Below are 16,931 nucleotides of genomic sequence, written 5' to 3'. Positions count from 1 at the left end.
CACGTTCATACAAGCTGTAAGCTTGTGTAGTTTTATTAATATATTTCGCAATATCTTTTTGGTTTAAATTTTGTCGAAGTCGTAATTCTTTTAAACGCATAGAGAAAGACCTCCTCTGATCTCTTATTATATAAACAAAACGTTGATAATAAAATAATAATCAACATAAAATTGAAATAAATATTGACATTAAACATTTTGTTGATTATAATAAAATAAAGATCAATATAATGTTGAAAATGGAGGGTGGATTATGGATATTTTTGAAATAATAACAGAAGCATTACGAAATGTGCATGATGGCAAAAATTTAGAAGATGTATCGAACCTTTATAGTAAATTGTATGCAGAGAATAATCAAATGGTTGATATGCTTGATAAAACGTTAGCCGGAGAAGATTTGAAAGTATTTCATCATTTATGTGATAATTTTTCGTACAGAGAAGTGACAGCAGAAGATATATATTATAACCAAGGGTTTTCGGATGCAATGAAACTTATATTTCAGTCTATGTTATGGTCGCCGGTACGAAGGTGAATAGGTGCGACTATTTCCATGAATTAACTTAAAATTAATATATTGTTAACGAACTGTTAAACTTTTAAAAGTATACTATAAGCATGATGATCATTCGATGAAAATGGAGAGGAAAACGGTTTTTATTTGATTACTATAATAAAACAGTGTAGGAGGTTTGCTGATGAAACAGCTGCTTGAGCCTGCAGTTCAAATAATGAATCGATTGAAATATGCTTATAAATTTGGCATGATTGGCTTATTGATTGTATTGCAGGCAGCTGTATTAATTTATATGCTGGTATCGGAATTAAATAAAAATATCGATTTTGCCATTCGGGAACGAGGGGGCATTGAATACGTCACCAAGCTTACGGATTTATTTAATGAGGCCCAGGCATATCGCAATATCCAGTATGATTTTTCTCATGGCAATAAAGTACCGCCGGAGGATGTGCTGGCTCAGCAAGCGAAAGTGGATGAAGCGTTGTCTGCGGTGGAAGCAGTCGATAAGCAGACAGCGGGTCAAATGGATACAACTTGGAAATTACAGATTGTACAGCAGGATTGGTTGATGCGCAAAGCAGAGACGCTGCAGTCTGATACTGGCCGAGCACAGCTTGTATTTGATTTGGACAGCCGCTGGATTAGTGAAATAACGGATTTGATGCAGCATGTTGGTTATGAGTCAAATCTAGCCATGGATTCTAATTTTGACACATCCTATCTTGTTGATTCCGTACTGCGCAAATTACCGAAAACGGCGGAGACCGTAAGTATGGCGCAGGGACTATCTATTCAATTGTATGAGGACAATGTTTCTTCGACTAGCCGAAACCAAATACTGCAAGTTGCGGGGTTGATGCGTTCTAGTTTGGAACAGACAACAGGCGCAGCCAATAAGGTATTTCGTCATAATCCGAAAATAAAGTTTGAGTTGGAAAAATTACAGACTCCAGTTACTGAATTAGTGCCGATTTTTGCTTGGAATATTGAGCAAAAAACAGTGGGACAGCAGGGGCTGCCGGTTCCTAAGCAATTATTGACTACGATGGGAAATCATTCGATTGAAAATATTGAGGCATTACATAAAGCTGAATTAGTTGCTATTGATCAAGAACTTGTTTTACGGATCGACCAATATTTGCAATATCGAAACCTCGTAATCGTCTTTATTGTAGGCATCTTGTTGTTGGTTTGTTATCTTTTCATGGGCTTTGATATGTCAGTTCGTAAAGCTGTGTATCAGTTATCAAAGGTCATGGCGAAGGTTGGAAATGGGGATTTAAGTGTTCGCGGTGAGATTTATTCACACGATGAGATGGGAGCACTTACCCATTCAATTAACAATACATTGGATTCTTTGCAGAAAATGTATGAAGAAGTACAAGAATCTCATCTGAAATTGGAAGAATGGAACCAAAAATTAGAGCAGAACATTGCAGAACGAACTGCATCTTTGCGCAACCTTCTTGATCATGCAGGACAGGGGTTTCTCTCTTTTGGTGAAGATCTATTGGTTAGTGGACAATATAGTGCAGAGTGCACAACGATTTTCGCTCGGGAAATTGCGGGAGAATCAGTGCCAGCGTTAATTTACCCCAATGATCGTGACCAACAGGTGTTTTTAGAGGCTATCTTTAAAAAGATTTTGGCTGAGAAAAACGAGTCTTTGCAAAACCCGTATTTTTCTCTGTTACCGGAAGAAATTGTCCTGGACAGTAGTTATATAGGGATGGCTTATAAATTGATTGACAATAAACAGGATACCAAAGAGCGCAGCATTATGCTGATTCTTACCGATTTGACATTACAAAAGACAATGGAAGATAACGTGCAGAAGGAACACGATATTTTGGCGATGATTGTGCATGTAGTAACGCATTCAGCTGATTTTTTTGCCGCCGTTAGTCAATATACAGATTTTTGTCAAGAAGGAATGCCCAGCTTGCTGAATGAGAAAAAGCCAGCAAATGATATACTAGCAGCCATATTTCGGATGGTACATACCTTTAAAGGTACATTTGGACAATTGCATATGGCAAATATCATGGGGAAATTGCACGATATGGAGAGTCTTCTGGCGAAAATTCGTTCCAAAGAACGGATGCAATTAGATAGCAAAGAGCTGAAAGAAAAGCTTAATGATTTTACATCATACGTTATGATTAACTGGCTCGAGGCAGACTTGAATTTGTTAAAAGAAAAACTGGGGGATGAATTTTTTCAGCAGGAAAATATGCTGATTGTTGATAATCAGCGATTGCTGGAAATCGAGGAGAAAGTAAAAAGAATCTTACCTTACGATGAATGCAATGTACTTTTGCCGGATTTACATCGGCTGCGATATCAGTCAATCAAAAAATTATTGCAGTCCTATCCGGAATATGTCACGTCTTTAGCTGAACGAAATGAGAAGGCTATCCAGTCTTTTGATATTGAAGGCAGTGATACACTTGTCGATCCTTTGCGATATAATGATTTTATAAAATCATTGGGTCATGTTTTTCGCAATTCCATCACGCATGGATTGGAGTCGTTTGAAGAGAGAGCGGAAAAAGGTAAGGATGAAATTGGTAAAATAACCTGTGCTGTTAAAGAAAATTCATTGGGAATGACGATTGTTATATCCGATGATGGAGCTGGAATGAATCCTGATCATATTCGCGAGGCTGCTGTTGAAAAAGGCATCTGTAGTGCAGAAGAAGCCCAGCATATGGATGATACAGCGAGTATCATGTTGATCTTTGCAGATGGGTTTTCAGAGTCTAAAGATGTTAGTGAACTAGCCGGTCGTGGTGTTGGTCTTTCGGCAGTACGAGCGGAAGTGGAAAAATTGAATGGATCGGTGCAAGTTAATACAGTATGGGGTAAAGGTACGCAATTTGAATTTTTCTTACCATTTACACAAATTGAAGAACATCAATCTTATTCCATCAGACAGCTGGGAAATCCTCTGGTGCGGGCAACAGAAGCTTTGCTTAAGCAAAATACTGGGCTGCAGTTAAACAATTGCACGTATATAGAATCTGCTGATGGCGGAAAATTAAAACTGCGCCAAGTGACCACGTTCTTAGGGATAAATGGGATAGGTAATTGCCGAATGGTGTTAAGTGCGGATCAGTCAGTTGTAAAATATTTAGCCGATGAGTATCCGCTGGAAGAAGCAAGTGAAGGGACAACGGGTCAAAAACTTGAAACGATCTTATCGTATTATGCGAAGCAAATATTTGATGATGCACTCAAAGAAGTACCAGAGTGGGTTGGGGTTGTCACAACAAAAGCCTTGGTTAGTATTGTGGCGGAAGATGCTTCAGCGAAGTATCCTCAGTCGGAAACACCAACTTGGCTGCTTGATACGGATTTGGGGAAAATTACGTTAAGTTTAGTATTTTAATGCTAATAAAAATATGTGAAATTAAGAGGGGAAGATTAACATGGCACGGATTATGATTGTTGATGACTCTATGATGATGAGAAACACATTGCGCAGAATACTTGAAAAAGCAGGACATGCGGTGGTTGAAGAAGCAGTAAATGGTCAACAGGCGATTGACAATTACCCAAAATGTCTGCCGGATTTAGTAACGATGGATATTACGATGCCAGGATTAAGTGGAATTGATGCCCTAAAGGGGATTTTAGAGTATGATCCACAGGCAAATATTATAGCGGTAAGTGCCTTAGGTCAAAAGCATATCGTTTTTGAAGCTCTGCAAAATGGGGCAAAAAATTATGTTTTAAAGCCAATTCACGAAGATAAATTATTATCGGTTCTGGAAATGGTATTGGAGCAGAATGGTTTTGCCGAATCGCATTGATTTTGTGAAATGCAAGGTGATGAATGCAAGCTTGGTATACATGTTTCTTAAAGGAAGAGAGGGCGATATAGTATGTTGAATCAGTATTTCGGACATTATTTATTAAATAAAGGAATTCTTAACAATGTTCAGCTGCGTGAGGTATTAGATGCTGAACGGAGTGTTAAGGTTAAACTAGGTCTACTTGCTGTTAACGCTGGGGTGATGACTGCGGCGCAAGTTGAAGATATTCATAATTTGCAGCGGACAAGAGATCAAAGATTTGGTGACTTGGCGGTAGCGATGGGGTTTCTGACAAGTGTGCAGGTTGATCAGTTAGTGGCTTCGCAGCAAGAAGGCCATCTTAGTATTATGCAAGCCATAACCGACAAGAATTATATGACATTGGGTGCGGTTGAAACCGCATTAAGAGATTTTCGTGAGGAATATGGTATAACGACAAGTGATGCAGAGACGGAAGCTGAAACAGAGATTATTAAGAAATTGGTAGATTTTTCCTCAGCCGCTGATAAAGCGGATTTACTATATAATTATGTGGGCTTGATAAAGCGTAATGCAGTCCGGTTCTTAGATGATCCGTCTTTCACTTTTATACAAAATAGTACAGGTAAAGCAGCGCAGCCAAAATGGTTCGTTTCGCAGCAGATTATTGGAGATATCACGTTATCGGCAGGCTTCCTCATGGAAGAATCTGTCCTTTTAGAAATTGCAGCTCGTTTTTATGGTGAGAAACTTACGCGCGTTGATGAACTGGCGTTGGATAGTGTGGGTGAATTTTTGAATGTTAATAATGGTGTTTTTTGCAGTTCATTATCTGATCGCGGACTTATGACCGATTTACAACCGCCGGTTGTTATTAAGCAAGATGGTGAGATAGACAAAGCTGTCAACTATCGTGTAAACACAACCACTTCTTTTGGTGATTTTGAAATTATATTATCCTTGGCGTAAAAAGGTAGTGTATGAAATAAACAAAAATGTTGAAGTAAGCAAAAATAAAATTGCTTGCTTCAACATTTTTTTGCCTAAAAATAGAGTATGCAGTGATGATCCTTCGGTACTGGTTGTATTTAGCGGCGTTGAATCATATTATTTTTTTAGCTGCATGCCGATTTGCAGAAGGCGGCAGGTGCGCTCGGTGGCATTTTCAAGAAGTGTTTTTGCATTTTTCATACAGTTTTCTAGTGTCATGGGGGAAGATGTTGCACTTGCAATGGCCGAAATACCTTGCTGCAAAACTGCTTCGGCACCGTTTCCTAGTGCACCGGAAAGACAAATAACGGGAATGTGGTATTTGTTTGCGCATTGTGCAATTCCTACGGGGGCTTTGCCATGAGCCGTTTGAAAATCTGTATGTCCTTCACCAGTAATGATCAAATCAGCATCTTTAATGAGATTATCAAAATGAAGTGCCGTAAGGATAAGCTCTATGCCATTTTTCATTTTTCCTGAAGTAAATAGAATAAGCCCTGCACCCAATCCACCGGCAGCACCACTGCCAGCCATGCTGTTGACATCTATACCGACATCTCGTTTAGCAATTTCATTATAGTGGGCAAGTGCAGCATCTAGTTCTTTGACTATGGCTGGTGTGGCACCTTTTTGCGGACCGTAAACGGCAGAGGCACCTTTTTCGCCGCAAAGCGGGTTGTTGACATCACTGGCAATGAGGATTTCTGTATGGATAAGCCGGCTATCTAGTTCCTGCATATCTATATGATCGAGCTTGGCAAGTGCTGCCCCGCCTTTATCTAGAAGTTGATTCGCAGCATCAAAAAAACGGACCCCTAAGGCTGAAGCCATGCCAGCACCACCATCGTTTGTGGCACTGCCGCCTATACCGATGATGATACGGTCTGCTCCTTGATCGAGTGCAGCTTTGATTAGCTGTCCGGTTCCATATGTACTGGCTAAGCGGACATTGCGGTCTTTTTCTGCTATCAATAAAAGTCCCGAGGCTGTCGCCATTTCAATAACTGCGGTACTGCCGTCGCCAAGTATTCCCCAGAGTGCTTTAACTGGTTTGCCAAGGGGATTTTCTACAATTGTTTCGATGAATTTCCCTTTTGTTGACGTAATAAGGGCTTCAACCGTACCTTCTCCACCGTCAGCTATGGGGATTTTATCTATTTTAGCTGTAGGAAATACACGTTTAATACCTGTGGCCATAGCTGTGGCAACTTCGCCGGCAGTGAGGCTTCCTTTGAATGAATCTGGTGCTGTAATAATATGCATGATATTTACCCCTTTTTCTATAAAATTTTTTTATAGGATGATTGTTTTATAGGAACTGTTAATAATAAGAAGCAAAATTTATGCCAACTGAAAAGGATGATAAACCGAGGGTGTCTGGTTTTGATTTTTTAGCTATACCACAGTACAGTGCTACAAATGTTTAAATTGTGCATCAATTGTAGTGATCCTATATATAGCGTTTTTTGATTTCAATTTTATATGTTTTGAGTTTGCGATAGAGGGTACTGCGATCCATAGATAATTGGTTGGCAGCTTTTGAAATGTTAGCGTGACTATCGGCAATTGCTTGCATGATTGTTTCTTTTTCACTGCGTTCAGGTATTGGCGTAGTGGATTTTACAAAGTCGCTATTTTCACAAATATCGGTACGGTCATCCCAATATTTTTCCAGGATGGTATCATTGATATGGAATTCTTTGGTGATAATAACCAAGCGTTCAATGAAGTAGCGCAGTTCGCGAATGTTACCTGGCCAATTATAATTTTCGAGTAATACGGTTGCTGAACGATCTAATTCGTGTGGGCGCTGATGTTTGATTGTGTAGTGCTGCAGAAAATGCTGGGTGAGGTATAAAATATCACCAGTGCGCTGCCGCAGGGGAGGAATCGTAACCGTAAGAACTTTGAGTCTATAGAAAAGATCCTGACGGAAAACACCTTCGTTGACTAATTTTGTAAGTTTTTTATTTGTTGCGGCGATAATACGGATGTCAATCGGGATATATTTGTCATCACCAAGCCGCATAACCTGACGCTCCTGTAATACCCGTAGCAAACGGCTTTGTCCATACGGAGCCATTTCTGAAATTTCATCGAGGAAAATTGTGCCGCGGTGAGCCATTTCGAAGAGTCCTTGTTTTCCTTTGTGTCGTGCTCCAGTAAAGGCGCCATCAACATAACCGAAAAGTTCGCTTTCTAAAAGATTTGTTGGCAGTGCTGCACAATTGATGGCAACAAATGGACCGTGGGCACGGTTGCTGGCGTTGTGTATGCTTTGCGCAAATAATTCTTTACCCGTGCCTGATTCGCCAAAAATCAATACGGTTGTATCAACACTGGCAAATTCTTCAGCGGTTCGTTTTGCTTCAAAAACTTGAGGGGATTCACCTAAGATATCGTTGAAGTGGTATTTGGCAATGAATTTTTTTGTCAGAACTTCGTTACGAATTTTGATTTCCATTTCTTGGATTTGAGTGACATCCTGGGATGTAATTGCGGCACCTATGATTTTTTGTTTGACGATGATGGGTAAAAAGTTGAAGTTAATCCAGAAAGGACCGATTTTAAGAATTTTGTCGATGATTTTCTGTCCGCTTTTTAGGCAGTCGTCAATAAATGGTAGGCATTCTTGTAACAGATGATGATGCTTAAATTCGTCGATCCTTTTCCCTGTGAGTTCTTTTTGTGATTGCCGTAAAAATATTTCGGCGGCAGAATTGACGAACTGAATGTTTTTTTCTTGGTTAACGCATATAATACCTTCCCTCAGAGAATTTACGATTGTACGGAATTCTTCGGTGCGTTTCCGTTCGCTGCTGCGGGCCAAAAGGATTTTTTGAGCAGATTTGAAGGCTTCGCGCAAAGAACAATCTCCTGATTGGACAAGCTGGGTGAGAAATCCACAACTTGCTGCATAACTAACAGCATTTGCGCCACCCATTAAAACATCGGTGTTTTTTAATGAGATATGATCGATTGTTTTATGGATGTCTTCAGAAGTTTTAAGTTTTAAAACACGCAAATCAATGTCGAGAATGTTGGATAAACGAATAATGTCATTTGCCATATTTTCGAAGGCAAGATAGGTCAGCCGGGGATGAGGATGGTGAACCAGTTTTTTTGCTTCATAAAAAGCCTGTGCCAGATCTTGACCTGTGATCATGATTTCAACGATAGGAATACTGATTTTGGCGTTTAAGAGAAGAAATGCTGTGCCATAACGTGAAATGATAGCATCTACATCGGTATTTTCTAAAGAACGAGCAAGACTCACAGCATCATTCAGTTGAGAAAAATAAAAATCAGTATATTCATAACAGCCAAGTTCCAGAGCAATTTGTTTACTGTTTTTTAATAGGATTTGATCGGGTGCGATAAATGCAATTTTTGCCATACAGAGACCTTCTTTCATTTGTTCCCTATATCTTATCATTTTTAGACTACGAAGGAAAAGCAGAAATACATCAAATGTTATATAAATGCTTCAACTGTAGTATATATACTACAGTTTTTAACGGAATTTACAGAATATAACCTTTAAATTCGCCAGTTCAGTGTTGGCATGGAAAATGCAATATAAAGAATCAGGCAGGACAAGATGGCGTATCATATAATATAGTTTTAAGATTTTTTGCCATGTCATTTTTTTAATCTATAAAATAAGGGAGATCAATTATGAATACAAAAAAAGAACAGATAGCACGCTGCATAAAGGTTTCTGCTGAAGATAATGTCGCTATTGTTGTGAATGAAGGCGGGCTGCCAAAAGGGACAATTTTTGATTTCGGGCTTGAGTTGAAAGATGATATTCCACAGGGGCATAAGGTGGTTTTGCGAGATATTAAAAAAGATGAAGAAATTATTCGTTATAACCAGGTGATCGGGTATGCTAATAAAAATCTTTCACCAGGAAATTGGGTGAATGAATTTATGATGAATTTGCCAACGCCACCTCAGTTAGATACGTTGCTTTTGCCAAATCCATCACAGATGCAGATAGATCCCTTGGAGAAAAAGTATTTTTTTTCTGGATATCACAACGATGATGGTACTGCAGGCATACGTAATATTTTGGGGATTTTACCTAGTGTACAGTGTGTTGTGGGCGTCCTTAATAAAGCAGTCGGAAAATTAAAGCAAGACATTTTACACAAATATCCGCATGTAGATGATGTTGTTGTTTTAGCTCATAGTTATGGCTGTGGCGTGGCAATTCATGCGCCAGAAGCGAAAATTCCCATTCGTTCTTTGCAAAATCTGGCAACTCATCCAAATTTAGGGGGTGAGCTGCTTGTTGTTGGACTGGGCTGTGAGAAATTGCAGCCGGAACAGCTTATTCCCCAAGGAACGCATCCCGAGGTAATAGTACTACAAGAGGAACATGGTTATCAAAACATGATACAGAGTATTGTCGAGGCAGCGGAAAAATGCCTAAAACGATTGGAGAAACGACGTCGAGTTTCCTGTCCGTTATCAGATCTTGTTGTTGGATTGCAATGCGGGGGGAGCGATTCTTTTTCTGGTATTACGGCTAATCCGGCTATCGGTTATGCAGCGGATCTATTGGTTCGTTGTGGTGCTTCGGTAATGTTTTCGGAAGTTACGGAAGTTCGTGATGGTATTCATCTTTTGCTGCCACGGGCGGCAAATCAAGCAGTGGGGCAGCGTCTTATTGAGGAAATGCGGTGGTATGATACATATCTTGAACTCGGTGGTGCTGATCGAAGTGCAAATCCTGCACCAGGAAACAAAAAAGGCGGGTTGGCAAATATTGTAGAAAAGGCTTTAGGCTCTATTGCCAAATCGGGATCCATGCCGATTTCGGATGTGCTTGCCCCAGGCGAAAAGGTCAGGGGGAAAGGTCTTATTTATGCGGCAACACCAGCAAGTGATTTTGTTTGTGGTACGATGCAGCTTGCATCTGGCATGCATTTGCAGGTGTTTAGTACGGGGCGTGGAACAACATATGGTTTGGCTCTGGCACCTGTATTAAAAGTTTCAACACGAAATGAACTTAAGCAGAAGTGGGAAGACATTATTGATATTAATGCTGGTCGTATTGCAACGGGCGAGGCGACAATAGAAGAAGTCGGCAAAGAAATTTTCGAGCTTATTATTGAGGTCGCTAGTGGAAAAAAAGAATCTTGGGCGGAACATTGGAAACTGTACAACGATCTTTGCCTTTTTAATCCGGCACCAATCACTTGATACTGCAGGAAAATGTAAAATCAGATAACAATAAATTTTGTAGAAAAGAGGAGCGAATATTATGCTGGAAATAAAAGGTGTTGTACCACCATTAATTACGCCACTGGATGAAAATGAAAGACTGGATGAAAAAGGGCTGCGTCGCTTGATTGATTATGTTATAAAAGGGGGGGTCCATGGAGTTTTTGTTATTGGCAGTACCGGAGAATTTTATGGCTTGAGCTTTGAGGATAAAAAAAGAGTTGTTGAAATTACGATGGATGAGGTAAATGGGCGTATTCCGGTTTATGTTGGAGCTAGCGCGATTACGACACGGGAGTGCATTCATCTGGCTGAAATGTCAAAATATTATGAAGCTGCTGCTATTACGGTACTTACGCCAATGTTTATTACGCCAAATGAAAAAGAATTATATGATCATTTTGTCACAATTGCCAAAGCGGTCAATATTCCCAATGTTGTTTATAATAATCCAGAGCGTACGGGAGTGAATATGTCCGCCGGACTTGTAGAACGGTTAGCTGATATTGAAAATATTGTGGCGGCTAAAGATACAAGCGGTGATATGACGCTTACTTCAGAATATATTCGCCGAACAAGAGATAAAAATTTCAGCATTATGGCTGGTCGAGATACGATGATTCTGGCTACGCTGGTTTATGGTGGTACAGGTTGTGTTGCTGGCACTGCTAATGTTGTACCTAAGCTTGTTGTTGAAATTTATGACAAGTTTATGGCGGGTGATATGCAGGGAGCATTGGATGCGCAATTTAGACTTTCTCTGTTTCGCAATGCTTATAGTTTAGGAAGTTTTCCCGTGGTACCAAAGGATGCGCTCAATATACTTGGCGTAAATGTCGGACATCCAATACGTCCGATTCAGCATATGACGGAAGAAAATCAAACAAAACTACGCAAAATACTTGTACAAATTGGTGCAATAGAGAAATAAGGAGGACTTTGACATGAAAATAGGTTTTATTGGTTTGGGAATTATGGGGAAACCGATGAGTAAGAATCTTATCAAAGCAGGTTATCAATTGGTTGTATCAAATCACAATCCTGGCGCAGCTGCAGAATTAGAAAAACTTGGCGCCGAAGTTGTTGAAACACCGCGGGAAGTTGCGGCACTAACCGATGTTATCATTACGATGCTGCCAAATTCACCCCAGGTAAAAGAAGTTGTGCTGGGGGAAAACGGGCTTAAAGAAGGTGCAAAAAGAGGCAGTGTCCTCATTGATATGAGTTCGATTGCACCACTGGCAAGCCGCGATATTTTTGCAGAACTTGAAAAATTTGGTGTGGATATGCTTGACGCACCGGTCAGCGGTGGCGAACCAAAAGCCATCGATGGTACGATTTCTGTTATGGTTGGCGGAAAACAAGTGATTTTTGATAAGTATTATGACATTTTAAAAACGATGGCTGGCTCGGTTGTTCGTACTGGAGAAATTGGGGCGGGCAATGCAGCAAAGCTCGCGAATCAAATTATAGTTGCTGTCAATATTGCTGGCATGAGTGAAGCCCTTGTTCTTGCCAGTAAGATTGGCGTAGAGCCGGAACTGGTCTATCAGGCAATTCGGGGCGGCTTGGCGGGAAGTACGGTATTGGATGCGAAAGCACCACTTATCATGGATCGTAAATTTGATCCTGGATTTAAAATTAAACTTCATATAAAAGATCTTAAAAATGTGTTGGAAACATCTCATGAAGTAGGTGTGTCGCTCCCACTTACGGCAAGTGTAATGGAAATTATGCAAGCCGTGCGGGCGGATGGATTAGAAGAAGGCGATCATAGCAGTATTGTAAAATATTATGAAAAGCTGGCTCATGTGGAAGTCAAACGATAAGTAAATCTATAGGGTAATGCAGATAAAGCGCTTTGTCTGCATTACCTTCCAACATTAACTGAATTATCATAATAAATAGAAAATTATTACTCAACTCATGCATGGGGAACGGTATACTTCCAGCTGCTGGATTTAGGATAAAAATGAATACGCAAAAATAAGTAATTGGAGTGATCAGAATGTTTTCGGATAATACTATGACCACAAGCCCTTTAAAGGCGAAAAAGACAAATGTTCGTTGGATAATCGTTTCTATTCTTTTTGCTATTACCGCCATAAACTATGCAGATCGGGCAACAATTTCTATTGCGGGTTCGGCAATACAACATGATTTGGGACTTACGAGTATCCAGATGGGATATATTTTTTCTGCTTTTGGCTGGGCTTATGTTATTGCACAATTACCGGGTGGTTGGTTGCTTGATCGGTATGGTTCTAAAAAGGTATATGCCATTGGATTGGTTCTTTGGTCTATTTCTGTTATGCTGCAGGGATTCTCGGCATTTTTTGCGGGTATTACCGCAGCGGTCGTTCTTTTCTCTTTTCGCTATCTAATGGCTACGTTTGAAGCTCCGTCTTTTCCGGCGAATGCCCGTATTGTTGCCGCATGGTTTCCGAAACAGGAACGTGGTACAGCATCCTCTATTTTTAATGCAGCACAATATTTCGCAACCGTTATTTTTGCACCGCTTATGGGTTGGATCGTGCATTATTTCGGTTGGCATTATGTCTTTTTTGTTATGGGCGCGATAGGCTTGGTTATGTTAATTTTTTGGCTGAAGTTTATTCATGATCCCAAAGAACATCCTATGGCCAATAAAGCCGAAGTTGATTATATCGAAGAAGGCGGCGGCTTAGTCAGCATGGATATGGGGAAAAAAGATAAAACTGCGAAACAAAAGGGACCCAATTTTAATCTTATTAAACAGTTACTGATGAATCGTATGTTTATTGGGATATACCTAGCACAATACTGTATCAATGCAATGACGTTTTTCTTTATTAGTTGGTTTCCAGTCTATCTTGTCCAAGCCAGAGGAATGGATATACTTCATGCCGGTTTTGCAGCGGCTATTCCGGCTTTGTGCGGTTTTAGCGGGGGAATCTTTGGCGGCGTATTTTCTGATTTTTTATTGCGAAAAGGCTATTCACTTTCATTGGCACGCAAATTTCCGATTGTCGGCGGGATGATAATGAGTATGGCGATGATCGGCTGTAACTATGTCGATTCGATTCCGCTGGTTATTTTGTTTATGTCCTTATCTTTTTTTGGCAAAGCTTTTGGTGCTTTAGGCTGGGCTGTTGGGTCGGACACTTTTCCTAAAGAAATTTCGGGGCTTGCTGGAGGGCTTTTTAATATGTGCGGTAATCTTTCAAGCATTACGACGCCTATCGTTATTGGCTATATTGTAGCAGTAACCGGGTCTTTTGAATGGGCACTTGTATTTACAGTAGCACATGGTTTTGTGGCCGCGTTTTGTTATCTGTTCTTAGTTGGTGATATCCACCGTGTTGAACTAAAAACAGTTAAGGAATAAAGGAAACTTTGTTCCTTGGACGAAAATTTAAAATAATAGTACATAATAATGGTATTTTACAATACGTTAGGGGGATTTATGTATGCGTGATACACCTGTGGTAAAAGAAATGAAGGTTATTCCTGTAGCGGGGCATGACAGTATGCTGTTGAATTTGTGTGGTGCACATGCACCGATTTTTACGCGGAATATTGTTATCATCAAAGATAATCAAGGAAATACCGGAGTTGGTGAAGTTCCTGGCGGCGAAGGGATAAGGCTGACACTGGAAAAATCAATTGGTCTAGTTGAAGGAAAATCCATTGGGCGGTATCATGATATTATTAAGAAGATTCGACAGGTTATTCTTGGCGAAGGTTTTACTAAAATAAAGACTACGGTTCATAAGGTAACCTCGGCTGCAGAAGCTGCTGTACTGCAACAACCGCATGAAATTAATTTGCGAACTGATAATGTAATTACGGCTATTGAAGCAGCACTACTGGATTTATTGGGACAATATCTTAATGTGTCCGTTGCAGATCTTTTAGGTGATGGGCGTCAGCGTGATGAAGTCCGTATGCTGGGATATCTTTTCTATGTAGGCGATCAAAAAAAGACGAATTTAAATTATCTTTCTGCAGGTTACAGTAAAGATGAATGGTATCAAATTCGTCATGAGGAGACTTTGACACCACAAATGGTTGTGCGGCAGGCTCAAGCGGCATCGCTGAAGTACGGTTTTCAGGATTTTAAATTAAAGGGCGGCGTTATGAGTGGAGAAAAAGAAATAGAAGCGATTGTGGCATTAAAAAAAGCGTTTCCTCAGGCGAGAATCACGCTTGATCCGAACGGATCATGGCTATTGGATGATGCTGTTAAACTTTGTAAAGGGCACTCTGATATTCTCGCTTATGCGGAAGATCCTTGTGGACCGGAAAATGGTTATTCAGGACGGGAAATTATGGCTGAATTCAAAAGGGCAACGGGTTTGGCAACTGCAACGAATATGATTGCAACGGACTGGCGCCAGCTTGGACATTCTATTTCTTTGCAGTCTGTGGATATTCCTCTGGCCGATCCACATTTTTGGACTATGCAGGGGGCGGTTCGTGTGGCGCAAATTTGCCATGAATGGGGGCTGACGTGGGGATCACATTCCAATAACCATTTTGATATATCACTCGCCATGTTTACGCAGGTAGCAGCGGCAGCTCCTGGTCTGATTACTGCTATCGATACACACTGGATTTGGCAGGAAGGCCAGGAACATCTTACAAAGGAACCACCGAAAATCGTTGGTGGAACAGTCAAAGTTCCAGATAAGCCTGGATTGGGAATTGATATTGATATGAAACAAGTAGAGAAAGCAAATAGTCTGTATGAAAAATATGGCAAGGGTGCACGCAATGATGCTATGGCGATGCAATATCTTGTACCAGACTGGAAATATGATCCAAAGAAGCCAGCATTTATGCATGATTTATAAAATTTATTTCTAAAAATCAAAGGAGATATGATATATATGAAAATCAGCAGTAAAGATAGTTCTCCAATTATTACGGAGATGAAGGTTATTCCCGTAGCGGGACATGATAGTATGCTGCTCAATCTTAGTGGTGCCCATGGCGCATTTTTTACGCGGAATATCGTAATATTGAAAGACAGCAGCGGGCATACCGGGGCAGGTGAAGTTCCTGGCGGAGAAAAGATACGCGGTACGATTGAGGATGCAAAAGAACTTGTTATCGGTAGGCCCATTGCCCGCTATAACCATATTCTCAATGAAATAAGAGAGGCCTTTAAAGATCGCGATGCTGAGGGACGCGGTGTACAAACGTTTGATTTGCGTACAATGATTCATGCAGCTACGGCTGTAGAAGCTGCATGCCTTGATCTTCTGGGGCAATATCTTGGCGTGCCAGTTGCTGAACTGCTTGGGACAGGAAAGCAGCGTGATGAAGTCGAATTCTTGGGATACCTTTTCTTTATTGGTGATCGCAAAAAGACGGATTTGCCCTATTTAAGTGAAGAATCCGAAAAAGATGATTGGCTTCGTATCCGCCATGAAGAAGCATTGACGCCAGAAGCGGTGGTCCGTCTTGGACTGGCGGCAGCGAATCGATATGGTTTTAAAAACTTCAAACTGAAAGGCGGCGTATTAAGTGGAGATAGAGAAATCGAAGCGGTCACTGCTTTAAAGAAAACGTTCCCTGATTCACGGATTACGCTTGATCCAAATGGAGCATGGTCGCTGGATGAAGCTATACGGTTGTGCAAAAACAAGATTGACATCCTTACGTATGCTGAGGACCCTTGTGGGGCAGAAAATGGTTATTCCGGACGTGAAATTATGTCAGAATTTAGGAAGGGTACTGGTATGGCAACAGCAACAAATATGATTGCTACAGATTGGCGGCAGCTTAGCCATGCCGTTATGTTGCAATCTGTTGATATTCCGCTTGCTGATCCGCATTTTTGGACGATGCAGGGAGCAGTGAGGGTGGCGCAGCTTTGTCATGAGTGGGGACTTACCTGGGGTTCACATTCTAATAATCATTTCGACATTTCTTTAGCTATGATTGCACAAACTGGGGCGGCAGCTCCCGGCGAGATTACGGCACTTGATACGCATTGGATTTGGCAGGAACACACGGAGCATTTGACGAAAGAGCCTATGCAGATTATTGATGGGAAAATTAAAGTGACAGATCAACCTGGCCTCGGTATTGAAATAGATATGGATAAAATTGAACAGGCACATGATCTTTATCAGAAACATAATCTTGGAGCACGTGATGATGCCAAGACGATGCAGTATCTTATTCCAAATTGGCAATATGATCCTAAGTGCCCCTGCCTTGTTCGGTGATGCAATGAGATAAATAATTCAATACATTTTATAAATTGAAAAATGCCTCAGTTCATATGAAAAAATTTTAGCTTGTATGAAAATAAACTGCCTGATGAATCGAACGATTCATCAGGCAGTTTATTTATGAGGAATTATGGAGTTATTCAATATGTTCGTCAAAGCGTAGAC

13 protein-coding genes are annotated in these 16,931 nt (G+C 40.5%); 10 read left to right on the top strand and 3 right to left on the bottom strand.

The genetic code is table 11. The annotated features are described in order from the left end of the window. The coding region (locus F606_RS23930) for a helix-turn-helix domain-containing protein (protein WP_154651092.1) at positions 1–100 on the bottom strand (100 nt) is incomplete at its 3' end. A 153-nt stretch (positions 101–253) separates the two neighbouring features. Between F606_RS23930 and F606_RS0103290 the strand changes: the two genes are divergently transcribed. The 4 genes from F606_RS0103290 to F606_RS0103275 all read left to right on the top strand — a co-directional run bounded on the left by F606_RS0103290 (position 254) and on the right by F606_RS0103275 (position 5,289). Continuing rightward, a complete protein-coding gene (locus tag F606_RS0103290) occupies positions 254–538 on the top strand; it encodes a hypothetical protein (RefSeq protein WP_019552444.1) in 285 nt (94 codons plus the stop codon). 163 nt (positions 539–701) lie between these two features. Further along, positions 702–3,914 (top strand): ATP-binding protein, encoded by a 3,213-nt coding sequence (locus F606_RS0103285; protein WP_019552443.1) that lies wholly within the window; start codon positions 702–704, stop codon positions 3,912–3,914. Between the two features lie 40 nt (positions 3,915–3,954). After that, positions 3,955–4,338 (top strand): response regulator, encoded by a 384-nt coding sequence (locus F606_RS0103280; RefSeq protein ID WP_019552442.1) that lies wholly within the window; start codon positions 3,955–3,957, stop codon positions 4,336–4,338. A gap of 72 nt (positions 4,339–4,410) precedes the next feature. Then, a complete protein-coding gene (locus F606_RS0103275; RefSeq protein WP_019552441.1) occupies positions 4,411–5,289 on the top strand; it encodes a chemotaxis protein CheX in 879 nt (292 codons plus the stop codon). A gap of 138 nt (positions 5,290–5,427) precedes the next feature. Here the strand turns inward: F606_RS0103275 and F606_RS0103270 are convergent, their stop codons facing one another. After that, a complete protein-coding gene (locus F606_RS0103270; protein ID WP_019552440.1) occupies positions 5,428–6,573 on the bottom strand; it encodes a glycerate kinase family protein in 1,146 nt (381 codons plus the stop codon). Between the two features lie 187 nt (positions 6,574–6,760). Beyond that, entirely contained in the window at positions 6,761–8,707 is a 1,947-nt protein-coding gene (locus F606_RS0103265; protein ID WP_019552439.1) for a sigma-54-dependent Fis family transcriptional regulator, read from the bottom strand. A 281-nt stretch (positions 8,708–8,988) separates the two neighbouring features. On the opposite strand from F606_RS0103265, the gene garD reads away from it, so the two are divergent. The 6 genes from garD to F606_RS0103235 all read left to right on the top strand — a co-directional run bounded on the left by garD (position 8,989) and on the right by F606_RS0103235 (position 16,760). Continuing rightward, positions 8,989–10,521 carry a galactarate dehydratase gene (gene garD / locus F606_RS0103260; RefSeq protein WP_019552438.1) on the top strand — a complete coding sequence of 511 codons (1,533 nt, stop codon included), beginning with the start codon at positions 8,989–8,991 and terminating at the stop codon, positions 10,519–10,521. 61 nt (positions 10,522–10,582) lie between these two features. Further along, positions 10,583–11,473 (top strand): 4-hydroxy-tetrahydrodipicolinate synthase, encoded by an 891-nt coding sequence (gene dapA, locus F606_RS0103255; RefSeq protein WP_019552437.1) that lies wholly within the window; start codon positions 10,583–10,585, stop codon positions 11,471–11,473. Between the two features lie 13 nt (positions 11,474–11,486). After that, positions 11,487–12,371 carry a 2-hydroxy-3-oxopropionate reductase gene (garR, locus tag F606_RS0103250; protein ID WP_019552436.1) on the top strand — a complete coding sequence of 295 codons (885 nt, stop codon included), beginning with the start codon at positions 11,487–11,489 and terminating at the stop codon, positions 12,369–12,371. Between the two features lie 179 nt (positions 12,372–12,550). After that, complete coding sequence (locus F606_RS0103245; protein ID WP_019552435.1) at positions 12,551–13,909, top strand: MFS transporter; 1,359 nt, start codon at positions 12,551–12,553, stop codon at positions 13,907–13,909. Between the two features lie 82 nt (positions 13,910–13,991). After that, positions 13,992–15,377 carry an enolase C-terminal domain-like protein gene (locus F606_RS0103240; RefSeq protein WP_019552434.1) on the top strand — a complete coding sequence of 462 codons (1,386 nt, stop codon included), beginning with the start codon at positions 13,992–13,994 and terminating at the stop codon, positions 15,375–15,377. A gap of 36 nt (positions 15,378–15,413) precedes the next feature. Then, complete coding sequence (locus F606_RS0103235) at positions 15,414–16,760, top strand: enolase C-terminal domain-like protein (RefSeq protein ID WP_019552433.1); 1,347 nt, start codon at positions 15,414–15,416, stop codon at positions 16,758–16,760. Positions 16,761–16,931 lie beyond the last annotated feature (171 nt).

Source organism: Propionispira raffinosivorans DSM 20765, assembly GCF_000381065.1.
GTDB lineage: Bacteria > Bacillota > Negativicutes > Selenomonadales > Selenomonadaceae > Propionispira > Propionispira raffinosivorans.
Note: the sequence above shows the minus strand (reverse complement) of the source record. Positions and strands in the feature narration are given on the sequence as shown.

Coding starts and splice junctions, on each gene's coding strand:
- F606_RS0103290 (WP_019552444.1), top strand. CDS start 254: ATGGATATTTTTGAAATAATAACAGAAGCATTACGAAATGTGCATGAT.
- F606_RS0103285 (WP_019552443.1), top strand. CDS start 702: ATGAAACAGCTGCTTGAGCCTGCAGTTCAAATAATGAATCGATTGAAA.
- F606_RS0103280 (WP_019552442.1), top strand. CDS start 3,955: ATGGCACGGATTATGATTGTTGATGACTCTATGATGATGAGAAACACA.
- F606_RS0103275 (WP_019552441.1), top strand. CDS start 4,411: ATGTTGAATCAGTATTTCGGACATTATTTATTAAATAAAGGAATTCTT.
- F606_RS0103270 (WP_019552440.1), bottom strand. CDS start 6,573: ATGCATATTATTACAGCACCAGATTCATTCAAAGGAAGCCTCACTGCC.
- F606_RS0103265 (WP_019552439.1), bottom strand. CDS start 8,707: ATGGCAAAAATTGCATTTATCGCACCCGATCAAATCCTATTAAAAAAC.
- garD (WP_019552438.1), top strand. CDS start 8,989: ATGAATACAAAAAAAGAACAGATAGCACGCTGCATAAAGGTTTCTGCT.
- dapA (WP_019552437.1), top strand. CDS start 10,583: ATGCTGGAAATAAAAGGTGTTGTACCACCATTAATTACGCCACTGGAT.
- garR (WP_019552436.1), top strand. CDS start 11,487: ATGAAAATAGGTTTTATTGGTTTGGGAATTATGGGGAAACCGATGAGT.
- F606_RS0103245 (WP_019552435.1), top strand. CDS start 12,551: ATGTTTTCGGATAATACTATGACCACAAGCCCTTTAAAGGCGAAAAAG.
- F606_RS0103240 (WP_019552434.1), top strand. CDS start 13,992: ATGCGTGATACACCTGTGGTAAAAGAAATGAAGGTTATTCCTGTAGCG.
- F606_RS0103235 (WP_019552433.1), top strand. CDS start 15,414: ATGAAAATCAGCAGTAAAGATAGTTCTCCAATTATTACGGAGATGAAG.